We start from the raw sequence: 18,372 nt of genomic DNA, 5'->3' as shown, positions 1-18,372 counted from the left end.
CTCATTAGAATGCTAAGAAAATTCCCAATACAATTTATTTCAGTTTTAATTTTATTTATACTAATAAATACATCTTATTATTGGGAAGGAGAATTTGGATTTCTATCATTTCTAATATTTATTATTCTTTTTATTTGGTTTTGTATTTTGTCAATCGAATTGATAAGACAGGTTTATATTTCTTCCGAAAATAGATTTAATGATAAACTTAGAAACTATTTGATTGGATTTATGATTTTGTGTTTGACATTAATTATCATAAAACCGACAGGAATTATAAATTTCGATAAACTTGAAGGAGAAAATTTATTTTTTGCCCAAGCAGAAGGAGCTGCAAATTGTACTTCAACGATGAAGATAAAAAAAGACAATAACAAGTTTAGTTATGAAAGTATTTGTTTTGGAATTGAGAAAACGAAAGGCATGGATATGCAAACAAAATTTCCAGTATAAGTTAAGCTACATTTTGATAAATTTTGTTTTGATTGTTAAACTCTTCAATAGTTTGATAATTCAAGGCACTGTGGCGTCTTTTTTTGTTGTACCATATTTCAATATATTCAAATATTTCCAGCTCCATTTTTTCTTTTGTAATAAGCTTGTTTCCATAAATCAGTTCTGTTTTCAAAGATTTGAAAAAGCTCTCTGCCACAGCGTTATCCCAACAATTTCCTCTCCGGCTCATGCTTCTTGTAACTCCATAAAATTCCAGAGTATTTGCAAATTTTCTGCTTGCATATTGAACGCCTCTGTCGCTATGAAAAATTAGACTTTCCCCTATTTTTCTGTTTTTGACAGCCATTTTCCAGGCAGAAAGACTTGTCTCTTCGGTGCTCATTCCGTTGCTTAAACTCCATCCAATGATTTTCCGATCATACAAATCAATCACTGTTGTCAAGTACAAAAATCCTTCTTTGGTTTGAATGTAGGTAATATCAGAAACCCAAACTTGCGCAGGTTTTTCGGCTATAAAATTCCTGTCCAGCACATTTTCTACCACCAAATAATTGTGTTTAGAGTTTGTAGTCACTTTAAATTTCTTGCTCAGTTTACTTCGCAGTCCAAGCTCTTTCATATATTTAGCCACTGTGACTCGGGATATTTTGTAACCCAAGGAATTTAGCTCAGACGTAATCCTAGGGCTGCCATAGCGCTGTTTTGATGAAAAATATATTGAAGTGATTTGCTGTTTTATTTTTTCCTTCAAAAGCAATTTCTTGCTGCAAGGCCTGTTTTTCCATTTGTAATAACCACTGGAACATAGTTTTAAAACATTGCACATCTTTTCAATCGGGAAAATAGATTCATTATTTTTTATGAATTTATATTTCAGCGACCGCTCTTGGAGAAGATGCCGATTGCTTTTTTTAATATATCTCGTTCTAATTCTGCATCCTTCAACTTTTTTTCCAGCTCATGAATCTTTTCCTGTTCGGGTGTCAGTTTCAGTTTTCCATTCCCTGGAAAACTTCTTTCTCCAAATTCTTCGTACTCCTTACGCCATTTGTAAAGCAGCGTGACTGCGATTCCCAGCTCCCTTGCGAGTTCTGACACATTAGTTCGTTCTTTGCTTAGCTCAACAGCTTTGGTTTTAAAAGCAGGATCGTAGATTTTTCGCTCTCCTTTCATAGGTTAAAATTAAGGTTTTATGCTTAACTTTAACTGGAAGCTAAATTAGTACATCCAGCACTTATAAAATAATTGATAGAATAATATACTTCGACGATTACGACAAACGAAAGTTTAATTTCATTTATGGGAAAATTTATAAAAACAAGAGTTTTATAGCTTTGTACAGAAGTAAGAATGATTCTAATCCTTTCCAAATTCCAATCATAGAAAAACAAAAATGATTTGTTTTAATGCAACAATTACAAAAACATAAAACCGAAATCTTCGAAAAAGGATTCACAATCATTAATGACATTTTTTCTGAGAAAGAAATTAATCAAATCATTAATATAATTGAATCTATCGATACTTCAAAAGAGACATTCAGAAAGTCGGAAGACCTTTTTGCGATAAGACAATTTTTGAAAGAAGTTCCAGAAAGTCATCAGTTTATTTTTAACGATAGTATCAAGAAAATTATTAACGAAGTTTTTGGTAATGATTATTTTGTAGTCAAAAGTATCTATTTTGATAAACCTGAGAAATCCAATTGGTATGTTGCTTATCATCAGGATTTGACAATTTCTGTTAATAAGAAATTAGACTTGGAAGGTTTTGGACCTTGGACAACGAAGCAGAATCAATTTGCAGTTCAGCCTCCGATTGAATATTTAAAAAATATATTTACGATTAGGATTCATCTCGATGATACTGATAAAAATAATGGTGCTTTGAAAGTTGTTTCCAATTCTCACAGCAAAGAAATCTATCGCCCAGAAACTATTGATTGGAATGTTGAAACAGAAGAAATCTGCTCTGTGAAAAAAGGTGGAGTGATGATTATGAAACCTCTTATTCTACACGGCTCCAACAGAACAGTCAACAACAAAAAGCGAAGAGTCATTCATATAGAATTTTCTAACCTCGAATTACCAAAAGAATTGGAATGGTCTGAAAGATTGAATTAAATGCAATTAACCTTTTGGATATTTTTCGGTATTTTGAGAAGTATTGAAAACGGAGTAGATATATACAGTTTTTTCATTTTCATCAACCGTAAAGAAAGTAATATATGGAAAAGTTTTAAAAGGTAAAGCTCTCAAGTTTTTATATCGTGATTGGAAAAATGGGTTCGTTTCTAATCTTTGATAAACTTGTTCCAATTGTTCATCAAAAGACTTTAAAACGGCAATGGAAATTTCGGCATAATATTCAAAAGCACTATTGATTTCTTCCTGAGCTCTGTCAAGAATAACAATTTCATAAGCCATATTTATGACGAATATTGTTTAAAGCTTTTCTTGCGGAGATAAATTCTTTTTTATCGGCTTTTAATCTTTCATCCAATATTTTTTTTTGTTCATTAGAAAGCTCAAAAGATGGATTGTTGTCAATTTCAGGATATTGTTTTTTCAATTCCTCCCACTCTTTGATTGGGATAAAAACACCCGTTGGATTTCCATTATGGTCTTGTATAATTTGTGGTTTCATTTTTTCTCAAATCTTCTCTCTCAAAATTACAATTTTTTATTAGATGAAAAACCCTTTCAGAATACAAAACTCTAAAAGGGTTATTTATAAATGAACCAAAAAAATTAAATTGGTTTGAACTCTAAGTTTTGTTCTTTTAATAATTTAGCTTCAGCTTCTTTGTAATAACCGCTTGCTAATTTGTTATAAATTGATTCGAAAGCTGCAAGTGTTTCGTTGATTTCTGCATCAGTGTGAGAAGCGGTTGGAATCAATCTTAAAAGAATCATTCCTTTTGGAATGACCGGATAAACCACAACAGAGGTGAAAATTCCGTAATCTTCTCTCAATTCTTTAACTAATAAAGTCGCTTCAACAGGTGTTCCCTGTATGAAAACCGGCGTTACACAAGTATTGGTATCTCCAAGGTTATATCCGATTTTTTTAAGTCCACCTTGAAGTTTTTCAACATTTTCCCAAAGTTTAGCTTTGATTTCTGGTCTTGTTCTCAGAAGTTCTAATCTTTTCAAACCTCCGATTACCATTGGCATGGTCAAAGATTTGGCAAAAATTTGAGACCTCAGGTTGAATTTTAAATAACGGATAATCTCTTTATCTCCAGCTAAGAATGCGCCGAAACCAGCCATAGACTTGGCAAACGTAGAGAAATAAACATCAATCTGATCCTGACAGCCTTGCTCTTCTCCAGCTCCGGCACCGGTTTCTCCCAATGTCCCGAATCCGTGAGCATCGTCAACCAAGATTCTGAATTTATATTTGTCTTTAAGCGCGCAGATTTCTTTTAGTTTTCCTTGTTGTCCTCTCATTCCGAAAACCCCTTCGGTAATTACCAAGATTCCTCCGCCTGTTTCTTCAGTGACCTTTTGAGCTCTGATTAAGTTCTTTTCAAAACTTTCGATATCATTGTGTCTGTAAGTGAAACGTTTTCCGGCGTGCAATCTAACACCGTCCACGATACAAGCGTGAGAATCTACGTCATAGACGATTACGTCATTTCTTGAAACCAACGCATCGATACAAGACACCATTCCCTGATAACCGAAATTCAAAAGATAAGCAGAATCTTTCTTCACGAAATCTGCTAATTCTCTTTCCAATTGCAAATGTTGCTCAGTTTCTCCGGACATTGCTCTGGCTCCCATCGGATAAAACATTCCAAACTCTGCAGCGGCTTTAGCATCGGCTTCTAAAACTTCGGGATGATTACACATTCCCAAATAATCATTAGCACTCCAAAAAATAACATCTTTTCCCTGAAACTTCATTCTCGGGCCAATTGGTCCTTCTAATCTTGGGAAAATATAGTATCCTTCGCCATAATCTGCAAATTGTCCTAGTGGACCAGGATTTTGTTTTATTCTTTCAAAAATGTCCATTTTTTCTAACTGATATTTTTTATTGATTGAAAAAACCTTTTGCTTGACAAAAGGTTATAAATTTTGTGATTAAATTTTATTTGATAATTTCTGTTTTGAAAACTTCATCGTAATTGTGGAAACAATTGTTGATAAAGCCTTGTTCTTCCATCCATTTGTCGCTATAAACTTTAGTAATATAGCGAGAACCGTGGTCTGGATAAATTAATACAATCAAATCATCTTCTTTGAACTCGTGAGAATTCGCATACTGAATCAAAGCCTGAGTGACTGCTCCAGTTGTGTAACCACCCATTATAGCTTCTTTCAGAGCAATTTCGCGGGTTCTGTAAGCAGACATTTCATCGTTAACTCTTACATATTCATCAATTGTATCAAATAAAAGTGCGCCCGGAATCAAATTTTTCCCAAGACCTTCAATCTGATAAGGATGAATTTCTGTTTTATTGATTTTTCCTGTTTCGTGGTAAGTTTTCAGAATAGAGCCATCTGCATCTACGCCAATTACTTTGATATCAGGATTTTGTTCTTTTAGATATTTAGCAGAACCGGAAAGCGTTCCTCCAGTTCCTGTGCACGCAAATAGGTGTGTAATTTTACCTTCTGTCTGCTTCCAGATTTCAGGGCCTGTAGTCTGGTAATGTGCGTCAATATTCAATTCGTTGAAATATTGATTGATATAAACCGAGTTGGGTGTTTCTGCAGCAATTCTCTTCGCCACTTCATAATAAGACCTTGGGTCGTCTGCAGGAACAGAAGCTGGGCAAACATAAACAGTTGCGCCCAAAGCTTTCAAATAAGCAATTTTTTCAGCTTTTGTTTTGTCACTAACTGCAAGGATGCATTTGTAACCTTTTACGATACAAACCATTGCTATGGAAAAACCTGTATTGCCGGAAGTTGTTTCTACGATTACAGAATCTGATTTTAAGATTCCCTGTCTTTCCGCATTTTCTATAATGTGAAGAGCGATTCTGTCTTTCGTAGAATGTCCAGGATTATAAGACTCCAACTTAGCGTAAACCGTCGCAGGAATGTCCTTGGTAACCTGATTTAACTTGACCAACGGGGAGTTGCCAATCAAACCAAGAATATTATCGTGTACATTCATCATTTTATTATCATTTTTCTCTCAAAAACTGTCTGCAAAAATAAAAAAAAAATCGCAATGTTTTTGGTTTTGAGACATTAATATATTAGATGTGTGATATATTGTAAATTATTTGGTTAATTTTCACTCATTTATAAAGTTTAATTTTTGTTAAAAACTCAGATAACTGAATCAAAAATGTTAAATTCGCCGATATTTCATTTTCCGTATGAAGAATTGGACTTTTAAACAGTGGAACACCATCTTGGGATGGGTCATTTTTGTAATTGCATTTATCACTTATTTATCAACCATAGAACCCAATTTTAGTTTTTGGGATTGTGGAGAATATATTTCCTCAGCTGTTAAGTTGGAGGTTACTCACGCACCTGGAGCTGCGCTTTTTCAATTGGTTGGAGCTGTTGTAGCATTATTTGCATTTGGTGATGGACAACATTATTCTTTGGTAATTAATGCAATGTCGGCTTTGTTTAGTGCTTTTACAATTCTGTTTTTATTCTGGACGATTACACATCTTGTAAGAAGATTATTGAATAAAGAATTCGAAAATATAACGATTGCCGAAGAAATTGCAACGTTATTTGCAGGAACAGTCGGGGCTTTATGTTTTACTTTTTCAGATACATTTTGGTTCTCTGCAGTTGAAGGTGAAGTTTATGCAATGGCAAGTATGTTTATTGCTTTGATTGTCTGGCTGATTACCAAATGGGAAAACGAATATCTTGAAAAAGACAACGAAAGATGGATTATCCTTTTATTCTTTATCATCGGATTGTCCGTAGGAGTGCATATGATGTGTATGTTGGCGCTGCCTGCAGTTTGTCTGATTTATTACACAAGAAATTATAAATTCACTTGGAAGTCATTTTTAATTGCAAATGCTGTAACGTTGGTTATCCTTGCGATTGTTTTTAAAATTATCTTCCCTGTTATAATGACTTTATTCGGGAAATCTGAAATATTCTTTGTTAACGGATTAGGTTTACCTTTCCATTCGGGGACGGTTTTCGCATTTGTTATTCTGGTTGTTCTTTGTTATTTGTTCATTACTTATACAAGAAAAACTGGAAAATCATTGTATCAAACTATTGCATTATCTATAGTTTATATGATGATAGGATTCTCTTGTTGGTTGGTAATTCCAATCCGGGCAATCGCCAATCCACCAATGAACCTTAATGACCCGGATAACGCCATCGGAATGTTGGATTATTACAACCGTGAACAGTACGGGGATTGGCCAACTTTGTACGGTCAAAACTACACAGCTTATCTAGATCCGAACGGTATCCAGAAAAATGAAGACGGAAGTTACAAAACGAAAAAAACGGGTGATACTTACGAAAGAGATGCTCAGACAGGGCGTTACCGCTTGGTAGGAGAGAAGTTCAATTATGTTTTCAGTGAGGAGCACGTTGGCTTCTTGCCGAGGATGTTCAGTGAGGATAAATCGGTAATGCCAAATTACATTTCGATGTATGGTGCGCCGGATTTTACTTTCAATTATGGTAATGAACAAATCTCTGAAAGTCCTGAAGCAAAACAATTCTTTGATGAACTTCGTCAAAAATATGAGAATGGAACCATCAAAATGGATGATTATCTGAAGGCGAAACAATTCGGAATCATCAATGTTCAGAAACCGACATTAGCTCAGAATTTGGATTACTTCATTACGTTCCAGAATTACTATTATTTCGGAAGATATCTTCTTTGGAATTTTGCTGGTCGCCAGAATGATGTCGAAGGTCATATGGAAAATACGAATGGAAACTTCATCACAGGTATTCCTTTCATCGATAATAATATTTGGGGAGACCAAAGCGAAATGCCTGCTAAATTCCAGAATGAAAGTACGGTTAAGTTCTTTATGTTGCCATTGATATTAGGATTGTTAGGATTTTTCTTCCAGCTGAACAGAGATTTCGGAAGATTCTATGCGATATTATCTTTATTCATTTTAACAAGTGTCGGAATTGTATTTTATACAGGGATGAAGCCATTCGAACCTCGTGAAAGAGATTATGCGATGGTTGGTTCGTTCTATGCATTTGCGATTTGGATTGGATTAGGTGTTGCATCAATCTATTGGCTGCTTCAGAAAAAAGTAAAAAGCAAATCGGCTCAGATTATCGTGGGTGTTGTTCTACTAGGAATTCCTTTTATGATGGGCTTCCAGAACTATAATGTTCACGACAGAAGCGGGCGTTACACAGCTTACGATTATGCTTATTCTAGTTTGAAATCTTTGCCTAAAAACGGAATAATGTTCGTTTATGGTGATAATGATACCTATCCGGTTTGGGCCATTCAGGAGACTGAGGAATTTCGTCCAGACGTAAAAGTTGTGAATTTTACATTGTTATCTACGCCTTGGAATATCGATCAGGTTAAAAGAAGAACATATAACTCTATGCCTGTTCCGTCAACTTTGACTCACGAAGATTATCGTGAAGGTTCCAATGACCAGGTTTATATGATGACGAAAGACGATTGGTCTAATATTTTTGCTAATCTAAAAGACCAAGGCGCACCGGATACAGAATTTGCAGCCTTCAGAAAATATCTGACTCAGGATTCGATCACGATGAAGGAAGCTGTTAACTTCCTGAAAATGAAATCGCCGGAAAAAGATGAAATCGTGAAAATGATTTTCGGAGAAGAGCGTTATCAGAAATTCAACTTCCTTCCGGTTTCCAAATTTGTACTTCCAGTCAATGTCAATAATGCCGTTAAATCAGGAATTATCACGCCTGCCGAAGCGCAGAAAGCAGAAAAGCAAATCGTCATCGATTATAAAGGTTCTAGTATGTTCAAGAATAATATGATGATGCTGGATATCCTGGCCAACTTCGATTGGAAACGCCCAATCAACTTCTCAAGCGGTGGGATTTATGACGGAAGTAATCTATTCTTCTTGTCCAATTATCTTAAGTTTGATGGATTCAGCTACAGATTGGTTCCAATCAAAACCGAAGAGTCTCCGGATGGCGAGTTAGGAATGGTGAATGCGGACGAGCTTTACAACATTGTGAAAAATTACAGATGGGGTAATTTCAAAGATTTGAAAGTCCATTTTGACGAAACTTGTACGCAGAATATCATCGGTTACAGATCATCGGCAAGTAGAGCGGCTGAGGCATTGGTGCTGAAAGGTGAGAAGCAAAAGGCAATTGAAATTCTGGATTTGGCAAGCAGAGAAATCCCGGTTTCAAAATATAATGACCCAAGGTCTTTGAGTTCTATTGTTTACGCTTATATCGTTGCAGGACAAGAGCAAAAAGGACTGAAACTGGCAGAAGACCTTAAGAAAGGAATCTTCGAAGAGTACGATTATTACACAAGATTATCTCCTAAGTTCCAGGTTTATGCAGCAAGACAGATGAAAACCAAACCAATGGAATATTCCCTTGTTGTGGGTGCAGTTTCGGATGCTTACAATAAAATCGGTCAGAAAGACAAAGGTTATGAATATCTTGTCAACTCTCTGAATGTCATTGATAAGAGATTCAATACATTCATTAAGGATTTGCAGGAGATGGGCAAAGAGAAAGCTTTCAAAAAAGCAGATGATGTACAGAAAGTAACATCATTCTACTCGTATCTGTTTGATATTATGAAAGATTACGATACGACTTACGAAGCTGAAAAGATGGATAACATCACAAAACAATTGATGAAAGTCACGCAGTAGAGAGTTATCTACTGAAACTATACCAACCCTTTCAGAGTTAGAGCTCTGAAAGGGTTTTTGTTTTAAATATTATCACTCAGTCAAAGTTTTAAAGTGTAATTTTGCTATCAACTATCAACTATCAACTATCAACTATCAACTATCAACTATCAACTATCAACTATGAACAACTTTTTTGCTTTCCTCCGTGGCGTGAATGTTAAAGGAACCAATATGAAAATGGCAGATGTCTGCAAAGTCTTTACTGATGCAGGTGTCCAAAACGTATCTTCGGTTTTGGCGAGTGGGAATATTCTGTTTCAATCCGATAAAGATTCTGTGGAATTAAAGAAGATTTTGGAAAAAGCAATGTCAGATCATTTCAATTACGAAGCTTTTCTTTTCATCAAAAATGAAAAAGAAGTTATTGAAATTTTAAAAAATGACCCATTTCCAACAATCGAGAATTTTCATAATTACGTTTTCCTCGGTTCAGAAAAAGTAGAAGAAACATTGTTGGAAGAATTTGAGAAATCAAGCAAAGCAGAAGGAGAGAAAGCTAAAATCGTCAACAATATATTCTATTGGCAAGTTCCGAAAGGACAGACTTTAGATTCTAATTTCGGGAAAATTCTTGGCAAGAAAAGTCTGAAAGATAAAATGACGAGCAGGAATGTGAATACGTTCGAAAAGATTATTAATAAACTTAATAAATAGATAATTTCAACCCTTTCGATAGTTTGAGTTGGAAAAGGTTTTCCTGCATTAATTCCGTATATTTGTATTCGATTTTCAGACATAAAACAATCTGAACTTTATAATTTAAAATCAAAAAAATGATACAATATTTAGATAAGATTCATCACAAAGATTCCAAGAACTTTTTCTTGATTGCAGGACCTTGCGCAATCGAAGATGAAACAATGGCTTTGCAGATTGCAGAACATATCGTGAAGCTTTCCGACAAATACAATATTCCTTATATTTTCAAAGGATCTTTCAGAAAGGCAAATAGAAGCCGTGTAGATTCTTTCACAGGAATCGGTGACGAGAAAGCTTTGAAGATTCTTAAAAAAGTGGGAGAGACCTTCAATATTCCTACGACAACAGATATTCACGAGAATGGGCACGCCGCTTTGGCTGCAGAATATGTGGATGTTTTGCAAATTCCGGCTTTCTTAGTTAGACAAACCGATTTGTTGATTGCAGCAGCAGAAACTGGAAAAGCAGTGACGCTTAAAAAAGGACAGTTTCTTTCACCAGAAGCAATGAAATTTGCTGTTCAGAAAGTGAAAGATTCCGGAAATGATAAAACGGCAATTATCGAAAGAGGAAATACGTTTGGTTACAGTGATTTGGTTGTAGATTTCCGTGGAATACCGACAATGAGGGAATATTCTCCGGTGATTTTGGATGTAACGCACTCTCTTCAACAACCGAATCAAAATTCTGGCGTGACGGGCGGAAGACCAGAGTTGATTGAAACGATTGCCAAAGCTGGAATTGCAGTTGGAGCTGACGGATTATTTATCGAAACCCATCCCGAACCTTCTGTAGCGAAATCTGATGGTGCGAATATGTTGAAATTAGATTTGCTTGATGACTTGCTTGGGAAACTGACAAGAATCAGAGAAGCGATATTATAAAATTGAAGTCCGATTTATTCGGGCTTTTTTTATGAGTTAGAAATAAACCTTAAATATTTCTAAAATATTCTTAAGGTTTTGTTATTTATTATTTATTTTTGTCATAACACACAAGATTTATGATAAAAAAAATTTGCATTATTGGTGCAGGAGGTTTCGGTAGAGAAATTTATTATAGCTACAGTAATTTTTTTTCCATTTTAGAAATTCAAAAAAATGAGATTTTCTTTATGGATGATAATTTGGATAAATTGATTAAAAATCAAACTAAATTTCCAATAATGTCATTTGATGAATTTAATTCTCAAGAATATCACGTAATAATAGGGGTTGGTAATCCGTTAACAAGAAAAAGTATTGTTGAAAGGCTGCCTACAGATACTTCTTATTTAACATTGATTCATGAAAATGCGTTGATAATGGATGATGAGAATATCATCGGTGAGGGAGGTATTGTAACTGCAGGATCAATTATTACAACTAATGTTATGATAGGAAAACATAGTCAAATTAATCTCAATACAACTATAGGTCACGACTGTATTATAGGGGATTATTTTACTACAGCACCTGGTGTTAATATAAGTGGAGATTGTAAATTTGGAAATAACGTTTACTTTGGGACCAATGCTACTGTAAAAAATGGTGTTGAAATTTGTGATAATGTAACAATTGGAATGGGTGCCGTTGTAACAAAAAATATTCATCAAGAAGGGGTTTATATAGGTAATCCTTTAAGGAAATTAGAAAAAATAATTTAAATTTAGTTTAAAAATATACGCATTGAAAAATATTCTTTTAATTCTTTTCTTTTTGCCCGTTTTGGCATTTTCTCAAATCAATTTAAAAGTTCTCGATGAAGACGGTAAAGCAGTTTCAGAAGCTGAGGTTACCTATAATGACCAGACTTATCAGACCGATAAAAACGGTTTTGTAAGAATTCCGCTTTCTGATTCTGAAAAAGAACTGAAAGTGCAAAAAGAAAACTTCAAAGGTTTTTCTAAAACCATCAAAACATCACCAAAATCTCAAACTGTTAATGTTCTTTTCTTACCAGTGGCTAATGCTACAGAGATTCAGGAAGTTGTTTTCCAGAAAAAAGGAATCCGTAAAACCAATGATTTGACTTCGGTTGAGATATCTGTGAAAGAAGCGAGAGAAGTGGCTTCTTTAGGAGGTGGCGTGGAAGGCCTTTTGAAAAGTTTACCATCGGTCAATTCCAATTCCGAGTTATCTTCCCAGATTATGGTAAGAGGTGGAAATTATGATGAGAACTTAATTTACATTAATGATGTTGAGCTTTATCGTCCGTTTTTGACTCGTAACTCTTTGCAGGAAGGGATGAGTATCATCAATCCTGATATGGTAGGGATGATCAACTTTTCTGCGGGTGGGTTTGAACCGAGATATGGTGATAAAATGTCTTCTGCGCTTAATATTTATTACAGACAACCTGAGAAATTCGAACTTTCCGGAGAAGCAAGTTTGATTGGCGGACGTTTGACAACTGGTTTTGCATCAAAAGATAAAAAATTTACAGGATTAGTTTCTGCACGTTATAGAAATACCAATTTGGTTCTTAATACTCTGAATGAAGATACAGATTTCAATCCACGATATATGGATTTGCAGACCTATCTTAATTATCAGTTCAATGAAAAGTGGTCTCTGTCTTTCTTAGGTTACTATGCAAAAAACGATTATCAGATGGTTCCGAAGCAGAAAGAAGTGGATTTTGGTAGTCTTTTACAGCCTCTAAAACTGACTGTTTTCTACAACGGGCAAGAAGATGATCAGTACAAAAATATGATGGGAACGGTAAGCGTTAACTTCAAACCTAGTAAAAAATGGCAGTTCAGTTTAGATAATTTTGCTTACCAAAACAGAGAAAGAGAATACTATTCTTTGGCTTCTGGTTATATCTTGGAAGCATTTGATGAGGAAGGAAATCCTGTTGCAGGCTATGATGCAGGTGGCCAAATCGATCACGCAAGGAATGACTTATTAGTTAGAGTTGTTGGTTCTCAATTCAGAACCAAATTCTCCCCGGATGTCAATACCGATATAGAAGTTGGTGCAAAATTCGAAAGAGAAACGATTAAGGATTTCACCAATGAGTGGCAGTTTGTAGATTCTATCGGTTACAGCAATCCTAGAGATTTCGTTATTCCTGGAAATCTTGATACTTCTGATCTTAATCTTAAATATTACATCGCAGGACAAAACAATATTACACCGACAAGAATTTCTGCTTATGCTCAATTCTCTAAAAAATTCTATTGGGGAAGCAACAGAATCTTTGTTAATGGTGGAGCAAGAGTTCAGAACTGGAGTTATAATAAAGAAACCTTGTTTAGTCCAAGAGCACAATTTGCCATCAAACCTAACTGGGATATGGATATGTTGTTCCGAGTTTCCGGAGGTGTCTATTATCAGGCACCTTTCTATAAGGAGATTAAGGATCTGACAGGAAGTTTCAATTCGGATATCAAAGCTCAAAAATCTTATCAGATCATCATTGCCAACGACTATGAATTCAAGATTGGAAATAATGATAACAGAAAACCTTTCAAATTGACAACCGAAGCTTATTACAAGAAAATGGAAAATTTAATTCCATATTATCTGGATAATGTAAGAGTAAGATATTCCGGTAAAAATAATGCGGAAGGTTATGCTTATGGTTTGGATGCAAGATTATTCGGGCAGTTTGTTCCGGGAGTTGATTCTTGGATTTCTGCAAGCTATGCGAGAGTTTATGAAAATATTGATGGAAACGGATATATTCCTAGACCTACGGATCAGCGTTTCCGTTTTTCTATGTTCTACCAGGATTATATGCCGAAGTTTCCAAGTATGAGAGTTAATTTAACGCTGACCTTCGCCAGCGGAATTAATTCTGGAACACCGGTTTTATTTGATGCAGCAGGTTTGCCGGATTATCTGGCAGCTTACCGTTACCAGAAAACTTTACCTTCTTATAAAAGAGTTGATATTGGTCTGACGAAAGTCTTTATTGACCAAAAAGACAACAAGGCAAGTGGTAATTTCTGGGGCAAATTTAAAGAACTGACTTTAGGCGTTCAGATTTTCAATGCATTTAATATTAATAATACGATTGCCAACCAATGGATCAGTGACGTGAATTCTTCGCCACAATTGTATTATCCGGTGCCGGTTAGATTGACAGGAAGATTCTTCAATGTCAAATTGGAATTCAAATTGTAGTACAGTTGAGAAATAAAGTAATGAAACAGTCACAAAACCTCACCGAATTATCGAATGAAGAATTACAAAAGTCATTCAAGCAAGCAAGGATGTTTTTAAAAATCTTTTTCAGTATTTTTATTTTGCTTCTTATAACTTGCCTTTATATCACAGTTAGTAAGGGATTTGGCGTTTTTACAATTTTGCCATTAACTTTTATTCCTTTGGTAATTGCTAATATTTTTAGCTATGGGAAAATAAAAGAAGAAATGAAGAACAGAAATTTACTCAGTTGATTTTTCCCTTAAAATAAATAGAAAAAGCTTCCAGATTTGGAAGCTTTTATTTTAAAAATAAGACCTGATGAATCTCAATTTATGGGTATGCTTATTTTGGTCTTTATTGAAGATCCCAGTGGAATCTAAACTGTCAATTCTCACTTTTCCGTGAGCGTGGATGATTTTTTGGTCTGCCAGAATAAAGCCGACGTGGATAATCCTTCCCTCAGAATTTTCAAAAAATGCCAAATCGCCTGGTTTTGCTTCTTCGATAAAAGTTAATGCCTCTCCGAGTTCTGCCTGCTGATAAGTATCTCTTGGTATTTTGATGCCGTGTATTTTATAAATAATTTGCGTAAAACCACTGCAATCGATTCCGAAAAAGCTTTTTCCGCCCCACAAATAAGGAACATTTAGAAACTCTTTAGCACAATTTACAATACTTTCGCTGAGGTCACGTCCGCGAGTCGGCGCAGTCGTTTCAAAATTAACTTCAGAACCCATTGATAAAAGTACTTTTCCACTTTCCGTCATTGTAGATTGGAAAGGTTCTTTCACAAGATTTCTTTTTCTTGATGTTATTAATTCATCAGAAACAGGCGAAATTTGTTTTGTGTCCATCCACGCTTCGTAATTATCATAATGCGTTATGATTTTGGTCCAATTATCTTTAACCTCGATGATATCCGCAGACTCACCGTAAAGTAGTTGGGATACGATTTCGCTTTTGTCAGAACTGTCTGCTCTCAGTGGCGCGATGGAAACATTGCAAATGCCTTTATTCATTTCAATCAATTATGAATTTAAAAATACGAATTATTTCTTTCTAATCAAGTGTAATCCGTCTCGCAAAGGTAAGATTAGATTTTCGAAATCAGAATCTTCGGCGATGATTTTATTCACGAGTTTGATTTGCTCTGTTTGTTTATCTTTCGGATTATTTTCAAGGACTTTTCCGTACCAAAGAACGTTGTCAATCAAAATGATACTTCCCGAGCGGAGATTGGGTTTGATGAGTTTCAAATATTCCAGATAGCTTTCCTTGTCCGCGTCTATGAAAATCAAATCCCAAACTTTATCCAGTTTTTTGATTTCTTCTTTCGCATCACCAATGATGAATTCGATTTGATCCTTGTAATCACTTTCTGAAAAGTATTTTTGTGGAATATAAGCTAGGTCTTCATTCTTATCAATCGTGTAGATTTTCCCATCTTTCGGTATGCCTTCTGCCATACTCAACGCTGCGTAACCTGTAAAAGTCCCGATTTCCAAAACATTTTTTGGCTGGATAATATGTGATAAAATGCTCAAAAGACGACCTTGAAGATAACCGGAAATCATATGTGGTTGAGTCGTTTTCTGATAAGTTTCTTTTCTTAATTTTTTGAGAATGGCAGGTTCTTCGGAAGCGGTTTCTTCCAAGTATCTGTCCATTTCTTTATCTAATTCTTCGAAATAACTCATTAGGAGTTCGGAGTTTTTGGTTTGAGGTTCAAAGGTACTAAATGTTTAAGTTATGATCGATGTTGTATTGATGTCGAATCTGCAGCCCGGCTTGTGTGGAAATCCTTTTTCCTTTTGGAAAGCTTAGGCAAAAAAAGATTATGAACGGGAGACGGATAATGCTGCCCCAAATAAAAAAGAAAAACCTCGCCATTTCTGACAAGGTTAGTTTTATAAATCCTGAATGAATTATTAATTATCATTCATCTTTTATTATTTATTTTTTTACTGGAGCAATGTCCATCAACTTCATAAACTCATCCAATTTTGGCATAATGATAATTTCCGTTCTACGGTTTTCTCCACGTCCGGAAACTGATGCGTTTGTCGTTTTAGGGTTGTACTCGGATCTACCACCAGCCGTGATTCTGTTAGGATTCACACCAAACTGATTTTGAAGAACTTTGGCAACGGCAGTCGCTCTCAATGCGGAAAGATCCCAGTTGTCTCTTGGCGCGTTGGCACTGTTCAATGGCGTGTTATCTGTGTTACCTTCAATCAAAACACTATAAGTATCGTAATCGTTGATTACTTTAGCAACTTTCGCTAAAACATCTGCTGCAGCTGGTTGGATGTCATATTTTCCAACTTGGTAAAGCATTTTGTCTGATAATGAAATCAATACCACACCTTTTAGAACTTTCACATCTACATCTTGGTCAGCTACATTATCAAGAGAACGTTTTAACTTGTTAGATAAAGCCAAATTCAAACTGTCGTTTTTACTTTTTCCAGAAATCAATTGCTTGATGTAAGCATTGGAAGCGTTGATTTCTCCAACTAATTTATCAATGTTCGCAGAACCTTTTCCTGCGTTAGATAAACAAGCATCCAAACTGGATTTAAGAGCGTTGTTTTGTCCAACTAGCAAGTCATTCTGACCTTTCAAAGAAGAGTTTTCTCCTTTCAAATCTTGGATTTGGCGCATTCTTTCACCCGCATCTTCTATACATTGTTTGTAGTTCAGATTAAGTGCATCGAATTGTTTTTTGCTGACACAAGAAGCAAGGGAAAGTCCCACGGCTGTAATGGTCAAAATTTTAAATAATCTCATAGTAAATATTTATTTGTTTTATTGTTTTTATTGAGCGGTTATTGGTTTTTAAATCGTTTCAAAAGTAAGAATTAATAACTGTATATTTGTGCTTATAACTTAATGTTTCGTTATAAAATTGTGTTAAGTCTCTTAAAATTTCAAAATCTGTTAGAGCAAATGCTCAACCAACCACAACAAAAAACATACCTTTTGGCTGTAAGTGGAGGAGTGGACTCTATGGTTTTGGCTGATTTATTTCAGGTTTCAGGATTTAATTTTCAAATTGCACACATCAATTATCATCTTCGTAATGAGGATTCTAAGCTCGATCAAAAGCTGGTTTCCAACTTTTGTGACCAACATCAGATTCCTTTTCATTTGTATGACGTTTCGGAGGTTGATAAGAAACCGGAAAATTCAATTCAAAATTGGGCGAGAGAATTGCGTTATCGTTTTTTTAGGGAAATTCAGAAGAAAGAAAATCTTGATTTTTTAGTCACGGCACACCATCTGAATGACCAATTGGAAACTTTTATCATTAATCTTTCTAAAGCTTCAGGAATCCGAGGTTTGAGTGGAATTCCGAAAAATGAAAATGGAATTATTCGTCCGCTTCTTGATTTTTCTAAGGAAGAGATTTACGATTTTGCAAAACAGAATCAGATTGAATTCCGGGAAGATCAATCCAACCAGAAAACAGATTATTTAAGGAATAAAATCCGGCACAATATCGTTACTGAATTGGAAAAAGTAAATCCGGATTTTCTGACCAATTTTTCAAAAAGTATCAATTATATTAATCAGGCTAAAGATTTTATTGATGAATCCGTGAATGAGAAAATTGAAGTTCTCAAAATAAATTCCAGCAAAAATCAAATCATAATCGATAAACAAAAATTCTCAGAAGAATCTGAATTGATTCGATATGAGATTTTGAAAAGATTTGGTTTCAATGATGAAAACGAAATGCAGAAAGTTCTCACTGCGCAAACCGGAAGTTCATTTTTCAATTCTGAATTTCACTTAATCATTAATAGAAACGAATTGATTTTTAGTGATAAGCTAGAAGTCAGAAGTGAGGATTTAGAAGAAGTTTTGCTTGAAATTGTTGATGATGAAATCGTAATTCCTCAAAATATTAAAAGTGAGATTCAGGAATTCGGTACTTGTTTTTGGAAAATTGATAAAAATAAGATTCAAATACCTTTGAAATTGAGAAAAAAACAGGAAGGTGATTTGTTTTTTCCTATTGGAATGATTGGTAAAAAGAAAATTTCGAAGTTTTTTAAGGATGAAAAATTGTCTATTTTAGCGAAGCAAAAAATCTGGCTTCTTTGTGATACGAATGACCAAATTTTAGGTGTATTGCCTTTACGTCAGGACGGGAGATTCAGTTCTGAAAATTCGGATTCTCTGGAAGTAAAAATTTAATATCAAAAA

The 18,372-nt window shown here is 34.9% G+C and carries 17 protein-coding genes; 9 read left to right on the top strand and 8 right to left on the bottom strand.

Annotated features, from left to right (window positions below; translation table 11 throughout):
• The first annotated feature begins 9 nt into the window (after positions 1–9).
• Positions 10–453, top strand: coding sequence for a hypothetical protein (locus tag KI430_RS08070; protein WP_248877965.1), 444 nt, complete (start codon positions 10–12; stop codon positions 451–453).
• 1 nt (position 454) lies between these two features.
• Here KI430_RS08070 and KI430_RS08065 read toward each other — a convergent pair.
• Positions 455–1,629, bottom strand: a protein-coding gene (locus KI430_RS08065; protein ID WP_248874265.1) for an IS3 family transposase whose coding sequence is annotated in 2 segments (ribosomal slippage) — positions 455–1,371 and positions 1,371–1,629 — 1,176 coding nt in all. Because the reading frame shifts where the segments join, the coding sequence is not laid out codon by codon here.
• Between the two features lie 233 nt (positions 1,630–1,862).
• On the opposite strand from KI430_RS08065, the gene KI430_RS08060 reads away from it, so the two are divergent.
• The gene (locus tag KI430_RS08060; protein ID WP_248877963.1) at positions 1,863–2,579 is read left to right on the top strand and encodes a phytanoyl-CoA dioxygenase family protein; all 717 of its coding nucleotides are present in this window, start codon (positions 1,863–1,865) and stop codon (positions 2,577–2,579) included.
• A gap of 6 nt (positions 2,580–2,585) precedes the next feature.
• Here the strand turns inward: KI430_RS08060 and KI430_RS08055 are convergent, their stop codons facing one another.
• From KI430_RS08055 to KI430_RS08040, 4 genes are all read right to left on the bottom strand, one after another.
• Positions 2,586–2,882 carry a type II toxin-antitoxin system RelE/ParE family toxin gene (locus tag KI430_RS08055; RefSeq protein WP_248877961.1) on the bottom strand — a complete coding sequence of 99 codons (297 nt, stop codon included), beginning with the start codon at positions 2,880–2,882 and terminating at the stop codon, positions 2,586–2,588.
• On the bottom strand, positions 2,872–3,102 hold the full coding sequence (locus KI430_RS08050) for an addiction module component CHP02574 family protein (protein WP_248877959.1): 231 nt from the start codon (positions 3,100–3,102) through the stop codon (positions 2,872–2,874). The genes KI430_RS08055 and KI430_RS08050 overlap by 11 nt, the downstream gene beginning before the upstream one ends.
• A gap of 104 nt (positions 3,103–3,206) precedes the next feature.
• Positions 3,207–4,478: an aminotransferase class I/II-fold pyridoxal phosphate-dependent enzyme gene (locus KI430_RS08045; RefSeq protein WP_248877957.1), complete on the bottom strand. Its 1,272-nt coding sequence runs from the start codon at positions 4,476–4,478 to the stop codon at positions 3,207–3,209.
• A gap of 76 nt (positions 4,479–4,554) precedes the next feature.
• Entirely contained in the window at positions 4,555–5,592 is a 1,038-nt protein-coding gene (locus KI430_RS08040) for a PLP-dependent cysteine synthase family protein (RefSeq protein ID WP_248877955.1), read from the bottom strand.
• Positions 5,593–5,797: 205 nt separating this feature from the next.
• Here KI430_RS08040 and KI430_RS08035 point away from each other — a divergent pair, with 205 nt between their 5' ends.
• The 6 genes from KI430_RS08035 (at position 5,798) to KI430_RS08010 (ending at position 14,411) form a co-directional block, all read left to right on the top strand.
• Complete coding sequence (locus KI430_RS08035) at positions 5,798–9,283, top strand: DUF2723 domain-containing protein (protein WP_248877953.1); 3,486 nt, start codon at positions 5,798–5,800, stop codon at positions 9,281–9,283.
• Positions 9,284–9,445: 162 nt separating this feature from the next.
• On the top strand, positions 9,446–9,979 hold the full coding sequence (locus tag KI430_RS08030) for a DUF1697 domain-containing protein (RefSeq protein ID WP_248877951.1): 534 nt from the start codon (positions 9,446–9,448) through the stop codon (positions 9,977–9,979).
• Between the two features lie 119 nt (positions 9,980–10,098).
• Entirely contained in the window at positions 10,099–10,908 is an 810-nt protein-coding gene (gene kdsA, locus KI430_RS08025) for a 3-deoxy-8-phosphooctulonate synthase (protein ID WP_248877949.1), read from the top strand.
• 119 nt (positions 10,909–11,027) lie between these two features.
• Positions 11,028–11,669 (top strand): acetyltransferase, encoded by a 642-nt coding sequence (locus KI430_RS08020; protein ID WP_248877947.1) that lies wholly within the window; start codon positions 11,028–11,030, stop codon positions 11,667–11,669.
• A 295-nt stretch (positions 11,670–11,964) separates the two neighbouring features.
• Complete coding sequence (locus KI430_RS08015) at positions 11,965–14,136, top strand: TonB-dependent receptor plug domain-containing protein (protein WP_229728398.1); 2,172 nt, start codon at positions 11,965–11,967, stop codon at positions 14,134–14,136.
• Between the two features lie 20 nt (positions 14,137–14,156).
• Positions 14,157–14,411 (top strand): hypothetical protein, encoded by a 255-nt coding sequence (locus tag KI430_RS08010; protein WP_248877945.1) that lies wholly within the window; start codon positions 14,157–14,159, stop codon positions 14,409–14,411.
• Positions 14,412–14,462: 51 nt separating this feature from the next.
• Here the strand turns inward: KI430_RS08010 and KI430_RS08005 are convergent, their stop codons facing one another.
• From KI430_RS08005 to KI430_RS07995, 3 genes are all read right to left on the bottom strand, one after another.
• Positions 14,463–15,179 carry a C40 family peptidase gene (locus tag KI430_RS08005; RefSeq protein ID WP_248877943.1) on the bottom strand — a complete coding sequence of 239 codons (717 nt, stop codon included), beginning with the start codon at positions 15,177–15,179 and terminating at the stop codon, positions 14,463–14,465.
• Between the two features lie 30 nt (positions 15,180–15,209).
• The gene (locus KI430_RS08000) at positions 15,210–15,857 is read right to left on the bottom strand and encodes an O-methyltransferase (RefSeq protein ID WP_120214595.1); all 648 of its coding nucleotides are present in this window, start codon (positions 15,855–15,857) and stop codon (positions 15,210–15,212) included.
• Positions 15,858–16,113: 256 nt separating this feature from the next.
• Positions 16,114–16,950 carry a flagellar motor protein MotB gene (locus KI430_RS07995; protein WP_074233243.1) on the bottom strand — a complete coding sequence of 279 codons (837 nt, stop codon included), beginning with the start codon at positions 16,948–16,950 and terminating at the stop codon, positions 16,114–16,116.
• A gap of 159 nt (positions 16,951–17,109) precedes the next feature.
• Here KI430_RS07995 and tilS point away from each other — a divergent pair, with 159 nt between their 5' ends.
• The gene (gene tilS / locus KI430_RS07990; protein WP_248877941.1) at positions 17,110–18,363 is read left to right on the top strand and encodes a tRNA lysidine(34) synthetase TilS; all 1,254 of its coding nucleotides are present in this window, start codon (positions 17,110–17,112) and stop codon (positions 18,361–18,363) included.
• The last annotated feature ends 9 nt before the right edge of the window (positions 18,364–18,372 follow it).

This window comes from Epilithonimonas zeae, assembly GCF_023278365.1.
GTDB classification, from domain to species: domain Bacteria; phylum Bacteroidota; class Bacteroidia; order Flavobacteriales; family Weeksellaceae; genus Epilithonimonas; species Epilithonimonas zeae_A.
Note: the sequence above shows the minus strand (reverse complement) of the source record. Positions and strands in the feature narration are given on the sequence as shown.